Source organism: Candidatus Bathyarchaeia archaeon (assembly GCA_038882715.1).
Lineage (GTDB): Archaea > Thermoproteota > Bathyarchaeia > Bathyarchaeales > DTEX01 > DTEX01.
On sequence record JAVZNR010000002.1, the window covers coordinates 1 to 14,295 of the forward strand.

Sequence of the window (14,295 nt, forward strand, 5' to 3'; positions counted from 1 at the left end):
CAGCCTCATAGTGTCATTAAGCGTAATGTGTATAGCGGTCGCATTAGGCTCCCTGGCAGCCTACAGCCTAGTCTTCATCTATTACCGCGGAAAAGACTTAGCGTCATCCTTCATCCTGTTCGCATATGTTTTTCCAGGCTTCGTCTTAATGGTCCCAATATACATGATCTTTAGCTCTCTCGGATTAAAGAACACATATCTAGGCCTCATACTTGCGGATCTCATTGGAGCCGTGCCTTTTGCCACATGGATGCTAAGGGGTTACTTTATGGGTATACCCGCAGAGCTAGTCGACTCAGCAAAAGTTGATGGTTGCAGCCATATTTCAATCTTATTTAGGATAATTTTGCCCGTAGCTGCGCCGGGAGTGGTGACAGCCGCCATCTTTTCATTTGTTAGCTCGTGGGGCTCACTTCTATTTCCACTATTGCTTATAGAGGGCGAGAGGCTGCTTACCCTACCGCTGGGGATAATGAGGTTTGCTTTTGGAGAAGCCTATCACTGGGGTCCGTTAATGGCTGCGGCAATAATCTCGGCAATACCGCCAACAGTTCTTTACGGGATAGTTCAGAAGTACTTGGCGAAAGGACTGCTGGCGGGAGCTGTTAAAGGCTAATTTTAACATTCAGCTTTATTTCGGTTACTCCCTTTTATTTGGGCGGCCGAAAAGAACAAGTTGTTGTAAATTTAAAAACCCCAAGCAATTTTAAAAATCTTAGGTCATGAGGATTTGGGTTAGAAGGCGGTGGCAATGTATAATCTTAAGAGGATACTGAATTCGAAAGAATTATCCTCCCATGGAAATATTGAAGGTAGAAGAGATGCTCTAGAGATACTTGAAGCTGGGCTTGAAGCCGCGGATCCCTATAACAATATCCGAAGGCTCATCAGGATTGAAGGCAGCACCCTAATAATTGGATGTAGAGAATTTGAGCCAGCAGGGGATCCGGGAAGCGGCGACCTCAAAATCGACTTAAATAGCATTGGCTCCATTTATGTTGTTGGTGCAGCAAAGGGTGTACAGCTTGCCGCTAAAGCCATCGAGGACATATTAGGCGACAGACTAACAGATGGACATGTTATCGCTAAGAAGGGCGATGAGAAAATACTCAACAAGATTAAAGTGACGTTCGGCGCGCATCCCCTGCCGGATGAAGACTGCGTAAAAGGTTCCCAAGCCATATATGAGATTGCTAGGAAGGTCAGGAAAGGCGACCTAGTGTTTACAATTTTCGGTAACGGTAACTCAGCGCTACTAACGCTGCCGCCTCCGGGAATAACGATAGAGGATGTACGTGAGCTAACATACAAGATGCAGGTGGAGAGAGGCGTTCCAACAGGAGACTTAAATGTTGTGAGAAACCACATTGATATGTTAAAGGTTGGGAGAATTTCCCTCTTAATGAAGGATGCCCTTCAAATACATATTCTTCTATGGGATGCCGGCGACCCATTCCCGCAGGAAGCGGGCATATCGAGCTATGAGAAGCTCCTCACACAGAACCGTTGGCTGCACGGATTGCCGGATTGCACAACATTCAGGGACGCCGTTTCAGTTCTTAAGAAATGGGATATGCTGGACAAGATACCTCCCTCAATACGTAAGCATATTGAAGAGGCAAAACCAGAGTATGAAACGCCCAAGAGAGAAGATTTTAAGGACATAAACTTTAGAGTTTTCGGGGTTTTGCCGAGGAGAGGGCCGATAATAGAGGCTGGCAAAAAAGCTGAAATGCTTGGATATTCACCCATAATTCTTACAGAATGGCTGCAAGCGGAGGCTGCTGAAGCGGGTAAAGTTATTGCAAGCATAGCTAAAAATGTCGAGTTTTCAGGTAAACCCTTTAAGCCTCCATGCGTCCTTCTGACGACTGGGGAACTCATAGTGACCGTGGGTGAAAATAGGGGTATTGGTGGAAGAAACCAAGAGTTCGCTCTCTCAGCAGCTCTGCAGATAAAGGGCAGTAAAAAAATTGTTATTGGCGCCGTTGACACGGATGGAACCGATGGCCCCGGAACACAGTTCGTTAAAGGATATGGAGAAATACCTTGCCTTGCAGGAGGGCTCGTAGATGGCTACACCGCTGAAGAAGCTGAGAGGCAGGGGATAGACATATTCAAAGAGATTAAAAACCATAATTCGACAATACCGTTGATTAAGCTAGGTGACGGCATAATAACGACGCAAGGGATAAGTTTAGGCGACCTAGGGGTAACCCTTATAATTGGTCCTTAAAATATGCTATAATGGCGTAAGTATTGTTTAACGGTGTCTAAAAATGGGCACGCGAATAAAAAATGTTTATGCGGAAGAGATAATTTCTATGCGTGGGCATCCAGGAATAGAGACCACAGTTGAGCTTGAAGATGGTTCAATAGGAAGCGCAATAGTGACTGCCGGTGTCTCAGTTGGAGAACATGAAGTTCAATTTATTCACGACGGCGGTTCAAGATACGGCGGCTTAGGCGTAAAAAAGGCTGTTGAGATTGTGAATAATATAATAGGCCCAAAGATTAGAGGTCTAGACGCGACTGAGCAGCATGTCGTAGATGAAGTTATGCTTAAGTTGGATGGAACCCCGAATAAGAGTAGGCTTGGCGGAAACTCTATGGCAAGCGTATCAGCGGCGGTTTTAAAAGCCGCCGCAAAAAGTCTTCGCCTACCCCTTTACCGCTATATTGGCGGGGTTCGAGCTAAGGTTCTTCCGGTGCCCGGCGTCGGCGCGGTTGCTGGTGGAGATAGGTATGGCGGAGGGCAGAGATCTGGGGAAAAACCGAGCTACTCCTTTATGGCGTATGGTTTTAGGAGTTTCTCTGAAGCCTCATATGCCTGCTGGGAGATCAGTAGAGAATTCTTTAGGATCACAAACGAAAAGCTGGGGCGGAGAGCCTCGGTCGGCTCATTCCTACTTCTAACGCGCGCAGATAAATTTTCGCATGATCGGGAGATTTGGGAGATGATGACTGAAGCCATAGAGAACTTAGGGTATAGAAATAGGATTGGCATACAGGTCGATGTGGCGGCAACAACATACTATAATAGAGAGAAAAAGATCTATGAAGGGCTTTTCTCTAGGGATCCTAAAACTAGAGAAGACTTAATAGAAATCTATAAGGCTGCGGTGAAAGACTTTCCCTTCGTGATAATAGAGGACCCCTTGGAGGAAGAAGACGTGGAGGGGCACGCGATCCTAACAAGAGAGCTAGGCGTAGAGATAGTTGGGGATGACTTCTTCACAACAAATATTGAGAGAGTGAAGAGGGGAATAGAGGCAAGGGCATGTAACGCGGTGCTCTTAAAAGTGAATCAAATAGGTACAATAACCGAGGCATTTGAAATGGTTGAGTTCGCATATAGGCATGGCTATGGCGTCATGCCATGCAGCAGCAGAGGCGAGGGTGTAGAAATCGCAGATTACGCTGTGGGCCTTAACACGGGCCACATAAGGGAGAGCGGATTAGGCGACGCCGCAAACAGATTAATGAAGATAGAGATGGAACTGGGACGCAAAGCAACTTTCCTGGGAAAAGAGGGCTTAAAACTCAAATAAACCCTAAAAATTTTTAACTCTAGAACCCTTTTTACAAAGGCTTCGCGCACTCGTAGATTAAAGTGGCTGGGCAAGCTAAAGTAGCCACGTAGTCGGGGCACTTTCTATAGTTCGCGTTCATGCATTCCCATGCTTTACCTTCAGATCTGCAGAATTGGGCAAGGTCTACAATTATTCGCCTAGCTAGCTGGCGGTCGGTGAGGGATACTGCGTAAGCCACCCATCCTGAAGCGGTCCCCCAGTAGGCACCGTTCTGGTATGTTCCGGGTTTAACCTCCATGAGAGTCTTCTCCCAGATATATGGCTCAGGTAAATGCCTTATCTGCCCCCACTTAACGATTTTATCGAGATGTTCGCAGAGCCAGCGGGAGATCTCTAGTGCCCTCGAGTCATCAACGGCCCCTATCCAGACAGAGTATGCTGAACCCCACACGTCTGGTTGCCTACAATCTTGGGATGCTGCGTAGAAATAGCCTTTCCCAGACCATAGTCTTTCCAAATCCTCCCTTACTTTATTCGCTTTCCTCATGTGTGTTTCAGCTTCCTTCAGCCTGTTGACCGCCCGATATAGGTCAGCCATTTTTATATGCGCCTCGTATAAGAGGAGGGAGGAGAAAAGTTCCTCTCCAGTTTTAGCTACAGTGTCCGTGAAACCGTAGGATGAATGGGGGTTGTTTGGATCTATCCAGATTAAATCAGCCCTCTCACTCATGGGAAGGGAATTTAAAGCCTTCTCCAACATGTGTGATGTATGTGTGAACGGCGTAATATCGTTGTATGAGCGCCATATCTCCCATACAATCTTGACTGCGAATTGGGGGTTATCTGTAGGGGGCTTTGACCCAAGAACTTGGTAGACTGGTCTTCCATTAGGCTCCACTCTATCGGGGATTGCGCCGTCATCTCTTTGACGGTTAACTATGAAAAAGTAGGCTCGAACAGCATCTTCATGCGGAATATATCCCCGTAGACCTTCAAGCATGTAGCAGAAATCCCTTGTCCAGAAGGCATTGTACTGTCCTCCCCCATCCGGTCTAAAGAGCGTGGTGCCATCTAACGCCTTAACCGCAGACTTATCGATGAGCCTTTTTGCCTCCTCGACAATCCACTGGAGGGATTCCTCGAAACTCATAAATGAAGATACTGGGATGAAAGAATATTAGGTTTACGTCTCAAAAAGATGGAACCTTTCAGTCTCCTCATAGAACCGTTTCTTTAATCAGCGCATGCTTTAAACTCTAAAACTTAACGTTGAGGTTAAGGCCACAGCCTCAACTTTTCCATATCCTTAAGCATAAGCAATGGAACTATTGCCCTTTTTAGACAATATAAGTGGGTTTTAGGTTAACTTAGTATCTGTGTGATCCTTATGGGTAAAATCGGTTTAGGCGTTATTGGTTGCGGATGGGCTGCTAGAGACCTATATGAGCCAGTCTTCAGGTTTCTTAGGAACGGGAGAATCGTCGCCGTCATGGATATCGACGAGTCAAAGGCTAAAGCGTTAAGCGAGATTTATGCGGTTCCACGCTACTACACTGATCTAGATAAAATGCTCAGCGATAGGGAAGTCGAAGCCGTCGTCGTCTTAACGCCCCCACATACTCATTCAGAAATAGTTGTAAGGGCGGCTGAGGCTGGAAGACACGTTTACTGTGAGAAGCCGATGGCCCCGACGGTTCAGGAGGCTGACCGCATGATCGATGCCTGTAGGCGAAATAATGTTAAGCTCATGGTGGCGTACATGAAGCGCTTCAACAAGTCCTTTAGGTTCATCAAAGATTTAGTTGACAGCGGACAGCTAGGCGGCATCTTCGAGCTTCGGGAGAGATGGGATAACGTGAGGATTTTTCCTCCGCCAGCTAAAAGGCCGCCTCGGCAGGAGAGAACCGATTACCGCTTACGGTTGATCTCTGGCGGCGGCTTCCTCCAGGAGGACGGTTCGCATCCGTTGGATGTTGCCCGATGGTGGCTTGGGGATGTGGAGGAAGTGAACGCCTACGTTATGATAGTGGATCCCGAGAGGTATGAAACAGAGAATGTGGCATGCGTGACTATGAGGCATAAAAGCGGCGCTGTTACAACCCTACATATAACGATGATAACTCACAGGAAGGGCGAGGAGAGCTACGAGCTCTTTGGAACCAAGGGAACCTTAACTATGAGGTGGCTTTATCATAGCTCAAAATCGCTTGAACCGGCTATAATCCACCTTCATAGGAATGGGCGAGAGGTTCAAGACTTAACCCTCAGCGTCTGGGAGACCCGCTGGAACCCGCTTCTAGACTTGAGAGAAAACTGGCAATACCTCAGAGAGCTCGAACACTTCTGCGAGTGCATTCTTAAAGACGAAGAGCCCTATTGCACGGGTGAAGATGGGAGGGCTGTTGTCGAGATAATTAACGCCGCCTACTTATCGGCATGGAGATGCGAGAGGGTGAAACTTCCGCTCAAGGAGACGCCCAGCTTAAGGGATTTCTTCGTAGAGCTGCGCTCTAAGAGCCCATGGAGTCTAGGCGAGGCTGAGTGGAGCAGCTGGTATTAGCGTTTAGAGTAAGAGTCTATGTCTCCACGTTTCTCTCTCAGGGAAACGTGACCAGTGTTCATGAACTATCTTCCATTCGTCCCCTACTTTAAATAGAACGATTGTTACCCTAGATTTTACATTGAAATCTAGATGTCTCATCCTCCCACTATATTTTATGATGAATGAGGCTAACGCGGCATCGCCAAACAGATCTATTCTCAGGTCGTTAATCTCATATCTATATTCCTTTAGAACCTTCAGCGCTTCGGCTTCCCTCCTCAAGCCATCAAGCCCCTGCCGCTCAAAAGGCGGCCAATCATCAAACTTAGTATAATGCTCTTTATCTATGAGACCTTGAATCGTTTCAGCATCTTTCCGCTTTATCCCCTCGATTCTTTGAAACACAATTGATTTAACGGCTTCTTGGGGATTCAGCAGCCGCTTCATCTGAGCGATATTGAAGCCGCATCGCCCACAGAATTCATCGTTTTCCTCAACTTGGTTCCCGCAGCTTGGGCAATATGGCAACGCTTCTTCCCCCTACATGTGTTTATCCGCTTTCACTTTTAGCGTTAAAGCGCATATAAATGGTTTGGCTAAACATATTCGCTGGGCTCTAACATTAACTTTATGTGAACATTTTTGTTCACAAAAGACTTAAATATTGCTTATAAGAGCATTATTTTACATTTAATGAGGGGAGTTTGCTCATGAGAAAAATCCTGCTGGATGAGGATGAGTTGCCGAAGCAATGGTATAATATTTTGCCAGACCTGCCGAAACCTCTGCCGCCCCCAATAAATCCCATAACGAGGGAGCCGGTGAAGCCCGAGGAATTGATGGCGCTATTCTCAAAAGAATGCATTGTTCAGGAGGTCAGTCAGGAGCGCTGGATAAATATACCGGAGGAGGTTCGTGAAGCATACATGCTTTGGAGGCCGACGCCGCTGTATAGGGCTGTTGGGCTTGAGAAGGCGCTTAAAACTCCCGCTAAAATATATTATAAGTATGAGGGTGTTAGCCCTCCGGGCAGCCATAAACCTAACACCGCTGTTGCTCAAGCATATTACGCTATGAAGGAGGGTGTTGAGCGCCTTACAACCGAGACTGGCGCTGGCCAGTGGGGTTCAGCTTTAGCGTTCGGCTGCATGCTCTTCGGCTTAAAGGCAACAGTCTACATGGTTAAGGTTAGCTATAATCAAAAGCCTTATAGGCGTATGCTGATGGAGCTGTGGGGTGCGGAGGTTTATCCAAGCCCTAGCACCAACACTGAGAGCGGAAGAAGAATATTGAAGGAGGATCCGAACAATCCTGGGAGCCTAGGAATAGCTATAAGCGAGGCGATAGAGGATGCGGTAACGCATAGAAATGTTAAGTATTCGCTTGGAAGCGTTTTAAATCACGTTTTACTGCATCAGACAGTTGTCGGATTGGAAGCTAAGAGGCAGATGGAGATCGCGGATGACTACCCGGATCTAATAGTTGGATGCATAGGCGGCGGAAGCAGCTTCTCAGGGCTCTTCTGGCCATTCTACTATGATAAGGTTTCAGGTAGAGCTCCAAAAGACGTTCAGTTCTTGGCCGTTGAGCCGACGGCATGCCCATCTATAACTAAGGGCTTTTACGCCTACGATCACGGTGACGCAGCGCGCTTAACACCTATGATTAAAATGTACACTCTTGGGCACATGTTTATACCGGCGCCGATACATGCAGGCGGGCTAAGATATCATGGGAAGGCTCCAACGCTGTGTCTGCTCAGCAAAGAGGGCATAGTTAAAACCGTCGCCTACAATCAGGTTGAGGTGTTTAGGGCAGCACACCAGTTCATGAGGGCTGAAGGGTTTGTCCCAGCACCGGAGCCAAGCCACGCGATAAAAGCTGTCATAGACGAAGCCTTGAAATGTAGGGAGACCGGGGAGGAGAAAACAATACTGTTTCTGCTCTGCGGGCATGGGCACTTCGATATGCAGGCCTTCGACGACTACTTATCTGGGAAGCTTCCGCCATACGAGTATCCTGAGGAGAAGGTTCAAGAGGCCATAAGAAAACTAAAGGATCTGTATCCTTGGCTAGAAATAGAGCGATGAAAACCGAGAAAAACTTCCGCCTTTAAACTTAGAAACTATGAGGCTATAGGGTACTTATAATCTTTACCTTTTTATTTTAGAACCAATCTATTTCTCAAAAAGAGGCTCCCGGTAGGAAGCGACGTCCGGATTTTCACTAGCCCTCAAGGTTTTTCGAGAAGACTACGGTGGGAATTAAAAAAATTTAAAAATGCTGTTGAGAAAAAACGTTATAAAAAGGAGGTTGTTTTGTTGAGGGTTGATAAATCTAGATTGCTGAAGCTTGAGTCAGAGTATAAAGGTTATCTCGAAGGAGAGAGGCTTAACAGGTTCTTTGAAGAGTTTGGCATAAAGTTTTCCGCTGGACACTGGTCTGCCGGCGACTTCATGGATAGGTTCGGCACCAGCGGATATTTTCCGGAGTTAGACTCCAGCATTGAGGCCCAGTTAAGGAGGGTGGCTGAGGCCGGTATAAGAGGCGTAGAGTTTCATGACCTGCTCTTCTTAGATGGGAACCTTAGGGTTTCAGAGGATCGGATAACGAAGACCAAAGAAACCCTCCAGAAACTCAATATTGAGACATCTAACGTGAATGTTAACATGTTCACTGACCCTAGATGGAAGCTTGGAAGCGTAACCCATCCAAATAAGGCTGTTAGGGAGAAGGCGCTGGAGATTCTCTTGCAGGCAGCCGATATAGCTAAGGAGTTAGGTAGCCCAAGCCTAAGCTTCTGGCCGGGTCAGGATGGATGGGACTATAACTTTGAATCTAATTATGGGTTAAAGTTTGAATGGTTTCTAGACGCTTGCATTAAGGTGGCTAAACGCTGCAAGGATCTTGGATTAAAGTTCGGCGTAGAGGCGAAGCTTAAGGAGCCTAAAGAGGGCAACATGATTGTTCCAACAACCCATCTTTCAGGCTGGTTGGCTTATAAGGTTAATGAGGAGTTGGGTTCGAAGGTTATGGGCGTAACCATAGATTATGGGCATGAGATGATGTACGGCGTTGAGCCAGCCTTCACGGTATACGCGCTGCATAAGATGGGCGTCCCAATAGTAGGATTCCACGTGAACACGGCGAAGTATAGAAGCAACGATGAAGATAGGGTTTTTGGAACTGGGGACGTATGGTGTTTCGTCGACTACCTTTATGCGGCTATAGACGTAGGTTACGATGGATGGTTCGGCGAAGACCAGTTCACGTATCGCATGGATCCAGTGGAAGCCATGAGGCTGAGCAAAGAGATTTTTGGGAACCTTATGAAGAAGGCGCTTCTAATATACGCTAGAAAAGACGAGCTTGAAGAGGCTAGAGAATCAGGGGATCAAGCGAAGGCAATTAATGTGGTGAAGAGAATAATATTTGCCGAGTGAGGTTTTTCAACTTTTCCTTTCTCTTAATTACCCCTGCATTTTTAGCATATATGAAGGTTTAGCGTTGAATGGTGGCTTACATGCGTGAAGGCGCGCTGTCTATTTTAGATAGCCCTTTCATTAGGCTTGAATTCTTCGAGGATGGCTCATACCGGATACTGGATAAGCAGACTCAAGTCGTGTGGCGCTCTAACCCATACATTAAACGCTTCGGTTCAGCATCGCTCTGCGTTGACGGCGGGACGCTTAACGTCTCCTTCAACAATTTCGATCTTGTTGAAAGCGATGGCAGAAACATCAGGATGGTTTATCGCTTAAAGGATGTGGGCGCTGAAATCAGATTTAACATAGGTCTACTAGATGACGATAGGTCTCTGGAGTTCTCCTATGAGACTAGGGGAAAAATATCTGTAGATAGCTTAAGGCTGCTTGACGACGGCTTTTGGATAACAGATGCTGATAGAGGATACATGGTGATTCCCGTTCGAGAAGGCTTAATCGTTAGATCCGATAGCGGCATACCGTTCATTCACCGCTTCGGGACATTTGATTACGAAGGCTGCCACATGGAGATGCTGGGTCTCGTCAAAGATAAGTCGGCGGTCTTAGTTACATGGCACGAACCCTATGTAGCCGCGGAGATTAAGAGCACATTGAACGAGGGCGTCACAGACGCGAGGCAGATCCTCTCCCTATCCATGTATTTAAGGAAGACCGCGAGGTCTCTGAGAATATCCTTTCTGGGTGAAGGGGACTACGTTTCTATAGCCAAAGCCTATAGAAAGATAGTTCAAGAGAAGGGGTGGCTTGCCACCTTAAGGGAGAAGGCTGAGAGAAACCCGGAAGTCGTTAAGCTCCTCGGGGCATCAAACTTTAAGCTCTGGAGCTGCTTAACCAGGCTCATGGATTATAAAATGTGGGAAGAACTTGTTCAAGTTAACTGGACGTTTAATGAGGCTGCTGAGGTAGCGGAGCATTTAAGAAGAGATTTGGGGATAGAGAAGGCGCTGTTTATCATAGGTGGATGGATACGTAGGGGATACGATAATCAGCACCCGGATATTCTTCCAGCAGCGCCTGAGTGCGGTGGAAATGAGGGGCTGGCGAAAGCCTCTAGGCGAGTTAGGGATCTAGGATACTTGTTCTGCCTCCACGATAATTACCAAGACATTTATAGGGATTCGCCCTCTTGGAGCGAGGATCTAATAATGAAGGGACCTGATGGACAGCTGGTTAAGGGGGGTTTCTGGGCTGGCGGGCAGGCGTGGCTGGTTTGCTCAAAAATGGGTTTGGAGATGGCTAAGCGAAACATGCCTGAGGTTAAGGCGCTCTTCAATCCAAACGCATATTTTGTCGATACGACTACTGCTTCACCGCTATTTGAATGCTACGATGAGAAGCATCCGCTGACAAAATGGGACGACATGGAATATAAGCAGAGGCTTCTAGAGTACACTGCGTCGGTTTTCGGCATATCTGGCTCCGAGTGCGGGAGAGAATGGGCGGTACCCTACAGCCACTTCTTTGAAGGATTAGTGGGAGTTAGCGGAAGATACTACCATGCCCTGAACCCGGAATCTATCAGCGCGAAGGTTATTCCGCTCTTCGAGATGGTTTATAGGGATTGCGTTGCGGCGTATGGTAAGTACGGCTACGATCCAAGCGAAGCCGCTGAATACGTTCTACACCATATTGTTATGGGGAGACCGTTACACTACCACTTCTTCGATCAGTTTGGCAGAGGAACATATTGGAAGAATGCGCCTAAAGATGAGCCGAGGGGGCACCCGTTTAGTTCAAGTTGCTTTATTAGGGCGGATGGAGGGTGGGCTGAAGGACTATGCATGCTGGACAGATTCATTAAAAACACCCATGAGATACTGTCGCCACTATACGAGATCACGGCTGAAAAACCCGTCACAAAACATGAGTTTCTAACATCCGATTTCAGCGTTGAGCGTGTGGTTTTCGGCGAAGATGTTGAGGTCGTTGTCAATAAGGCTCTCGGCTTCGTCAGATGGGGGGCAAAATATAAGGACTACGTCTACAACTCTAAGATGGGCGGCGAAGTTGTTCTTCCGACCTTTGGCTTCGTGATCGAGTCGCCCACGTTCATAGCTTTCCATGCGATGAAGTGGGATGGCATAGAATATAGGGAGCCGGCTCTATTCACCGTTAGAAGCCTAGATGGAAAACCGATCTCTGAATCAGGGAAGATAAGGGTGTTCCACGGTTTCGGGGATCAAAGGATAAAGATTAGGCGGAAAGTGCACGTTGTGCCTAAAGAAGAAATACTTTATTTCTGAGGCATATTGCTTACCCGAATAAAAGTTTATTGCCACTAACTCTGAGGCGCTTATTGGAAAAAGGCGTCAGTAGAGAGGATATAAAACGCTAGGATCGCAGTATTGCGAAGCCTATGCTTCAAACACCTATATTTTCAGAGAACCGCGGTGTAGGGAAGCGTTTCACTCCTCCGCGCTCCGCAACCATTCTTCTTTCGGCGGGTAGGCTTCTCCTAAAGGCATACCCTCAGATATTCTCCGCCTAGACTCTTCATCTAGGCGCTCATGCTTTAAACCCAACTTTGCGGCTTCGCTTACAATCTCTTTCGGTATTACGACCACCCCATCATCGTCTGCAACGATTATGTCACCAGGGTTCACTTGAACCCCAGCGCATTCTATCGGCGTGTTTAAGGATACGGGAACTATTTTTTCACCTATATGCGCTGGCGTCGCGCATCTCGCGTAAACTGGTAGCCCAATCCTTCTTATTAGCGGTGTATCTCTTACACCGCCGTCAATGACGACCCCCGCGACGCCCTTCACCTTGAAGCCCATGGCGATGCAGTCTCCTATAACTCCGCAGTCCATCCCCATGGCATCCATCACTACTATATCCCCTTCCCTCGCTGTTAGCGCTGCCTGAAATATAGCTGACTTCCTGTAGGTGTCTTCTTCAAGCCTCTTTTTATAGGGCAGATACTTCACGGTGACCGCTGGGCCAACGATATGTGTTCCGCTGACCGTCAGCGGATATATCCCCCTCATCCAAGTGTTTTTATAGCCTAAGTCCCATAGCGCCGAATACGCTGAGGCGCTGGAAACCTTCTCTAAAATCTTTATTGATTCTAATATGTTCTCCATTCGGCAACCCCTTCAATATGTTTAATCCTGATTAATGAAATTGGAGGGCTCAATATATAGCGCTTATCATTTAATGCTCTTTAGCATTAAGCTTCTAATTGCCAAGCAGTTCATCTGCCGGTCTCGTATTTGCCCTGCAATCCCTTCACAACCCAAGGGTTCTCCGACCTATGGAAGTACAGTCCATAGTACGATGAGAGCTTTAAGGCTAAATCTATCTCGCTATCTATCAGATTGTTCCTTTCTTTCGGGTCTTCAACCAAATTGTATAGTTCGTCAGGCTGGCCTTCAGGCCTCTTCACATAGCTCCATTCCCTATTCCTTATGCAGCGGTCAGCAGCCTCATGGTAACCGGCGATAATGTGGCTTCTATGCTCCTTCCTTAAGCCTTCGATCACCTCTAGGAAGCTCCATCCCTGCATGCATCTGGTCTCAGATTTAAGTCCAAGAATCTCTAGGATCGTTGGCAGAATATCTGGAAACTGTATGAGAGCGTATATGTCTCTATGCTTGAAGCCCGGAATATGCATTATGAATGGAACCTTCAGGAGCTCGCTATACATTCTATCCGGCCCCTTAAGAAATTTCCCGTGGTCTGCGAGCGGGTGCCCGTGGTCGGCTGTAACAATTATTATGGAATCATCATAGTATCCGAGATCCTTTAAGGCTTCGAGAAAAGCGCCGAAGCAGTGGTCTACGAAGGCTGCTTCGCCAGCGTACAGCCCTCTAATGTAATTTATCTGCTCCCTCGTCGCCCACTTCTCAGCGTAGCCACCCATGGGCAGTATAAGCCTAGGCCCATTATACGCTGGATCTGTGTAAACGTTGAATCTTGCAGGCGGATCCCAGGGTTCATGGGGGTCGAAGCAGTCAACCCAGAGAAATATGTGCTCGTACACGCGGTTATCTTTAAGCCACTTGGCGGCTTCATTGAAAACTTTGGCTGGAAAGTAGTCTTCCTCCGACTTAAATTCGTCGGTGTTCGCTAAAAATTTGGCGACAAGTTTTCTCCAGGGCTCAGGATAATTCTCGTTCACATAGTTTTCCACTTTCCTTTTTGGTGGTGAGGACACGTAGGCGTCGTATTCCTGACCCCTAATCCACCTGAAGCAGTGGAAGCTTCTATGGAAATTCATGTCGGGTCTAAATAGGTGGTATGTGTCTGATATGAGCCCGCAGACGAAACCGCGTTTAGACAGTATGTCCGCGGCAGTTATGTCCTTCGGGTATGGGAGGAGCTGCTGCCACGGTCTGTATGGGAGGGAAAACATGCCGGTTAATATTTCATATCTCACGGGTATAGTCGGTAATCCCGAAGGGTAAACGTTGTGGAAAACAACGCTATCCTCGGCGAAAGAATCTAGGTTAGGTGTTTTGCACGCGGGGACATTCTCAAAGACTCGTTCACCCCTATTATAGTAGCTTATGTGATCCTGCCTAAAACTATCTAAAACAATCAGTGTCAGGTTTTTAACGTCGCTCAAAGCGACCCCTCCACCTTAATAACCTTGTTAAAGGCATCATCTTTTAAATGTTAGTCCACCGCTATAAGAGCGATAAAGCGTAGAGAATCCGAACTCTCGAGGCCCTAGGAGGATTATTTTTGCGAATTTAATGTCCGCAAGTTT

Annotated in this window: 11 protein-coding genes; 7 read left to right on the plus strand and 4 right to left on the minus strand. The window is 47.1% G+C overall.

The window, feature by feature from the left end; translation table 11 throughout:
- The 3 genes from QXR61_01565 to QXR61_01575 form a co-directional block, all read left to right on the plus strand.
- Positions 1-616 (plus strand): carbohydrate ABC transporter permease (locus QXR61_01565; protein MEM3756640.1); only part of this gene is annotated, 616 nt, incomplete at its 5' end.
- Positions 617-751: 135 nt separating this feature from the next.
- Positions 752-2,236, plus strand: a complete 1,485-nt coding sequence (locus QXR61_01570) for a DUF4147 domain-containing protein (protein MEM3756641.1) — start codon at positions 752-754, stop codon at positions 2,234-2,236.
- Between the two features lie 43 nt (positions 2,237-2,279).
- Positions 2,280-3,551 (plus strand): enolase C-terminal domain-like protein, encoded by a 1,272-nt coding sequence (locus QXR61_01575; protein ID MEM3756642.1) that lies wholly within the window; start codon positions 2,280-2,282, stop codon positions 3,549-3,551.
- A gap of 31 nt (positions 3,552-3,582) precedes the next feature.
- Here QXR61_01575 and QXR61_01580 read toward each other — a convergent pair whose 3' ends face one another.
- The gene (locus QXR61_01580) at positions 3,583-4,683 is read right to left on the minus strand and encodes a hypothetical protein (GenBank protein ID MEM3756643.1); all 1,101 of its coding nucleotides are present in this window, start codon (positions 4,681-4,683) and stop codon (positions 3,583-3,585) included.
- A 237-nt stretch (positions 4,684-4,920) separates the two neighbouring features.
- Between QXR61_01580 and QXR61_01585 the strand changes: the two genes are divergently transcribed.
- The gene (locus QXR61_01585; protein ID MEM3756644.1) at positions 4,921-6,093 is read left to right on the plus strand and encodes a Gfo/Idh/MocA family oxidoreductase; all 1,173 of its coding nucleotides are present in this window, start codon (positions 4,921-4,923) and stop codon (positions 6,091-6,093) included.
- A gap of 3 nt (positions 6,094-6,096) precedes the next feature.
- Here the strand turns inward: QXR61_01585 and QXR61_01590 are convergent, their stop codons facing one another.
- Entirely contained in the window at positions 6,097-6,603 is a 507-nt protein-coding gene (locus QXR61_01590) for a zinc-ribbon domain-containing protein (GenBank protein ID MEM3756645.1), read from the minus strand.
- A gap of 182 nt (positions 6,604-6,785) precedes the next feature.
- Between QXR61_01590 and QXR61_01595 the strand changes: the two genes are divergently transcribed.
- The 3 genes from QXR61_01595 to QXR61_01605 all read left to right on the plus strand — a co-directional run bounded on the left by QXR61_01595 (position 6,786) and on the right by QXR61_01605 (position 11,824).
- Entirely contained in the window at positions 6,786-8,165 is a 1,380-nt protein-coding gene (locus QXR61_01595; protein ID MEM3756646.1) for a TrpB-like pyridoxal phosphate-dependent enzyme, read from the plus strand.
- Between the two features lie 231 nt (positions 8,166-8,396).
- A complete protein-coding gene (locus QXR61_01600; GenBank protein ID MEM3756647.1) occupies positions 8,397-9,518 on the plus strand; it encodes a TIM barrel protein in 1,122 nt (373 codons plus the stop codon).
- 80 nt (positions 9,519-9,598) lie between these two features.
- The gene (locus QXR61_01605; GenBank protein MEM3756648.1) at positions 9,599-11,824 is read left to right on the plus strand and encodes a DUF5696 domain-containing protein; all 2,226 of its coding nucleotides are present in this window, start codon (positions 9,599-9,601) and stop codon (positions 11,822-11,824) included.
- A 162-nt stretch (positions 11,825-11,986) separates the two neighbouring features.
- Here QXR61_01605 and QXR61_01610 read toward each other — a convergent pair whose 3' ends face one another.
- Positions 11,987-12,667, minus strand: coding sequence for a ribonuclease activity regulator RraA (locus QXR61_01610; protein ID MEM3756649.1), 681 nt, complete (start codon positions 12,665-12,667; stop codon positions 11,987-11,989).
- 110 nt (positions 12,668-12,777) lie between these two features.
- Positions 12,778-14,151, minus strand: a complete 1,374-nt coding sequence (locus tag QXR61_01615) for a sulfatase (protein ID MEM3756650.1) — start codon at positions 14,149-14,151, stop codon at positions 12,778-12,780.
- Positions 14,152-14,295 lie beyond the last annotated feature (144 nt).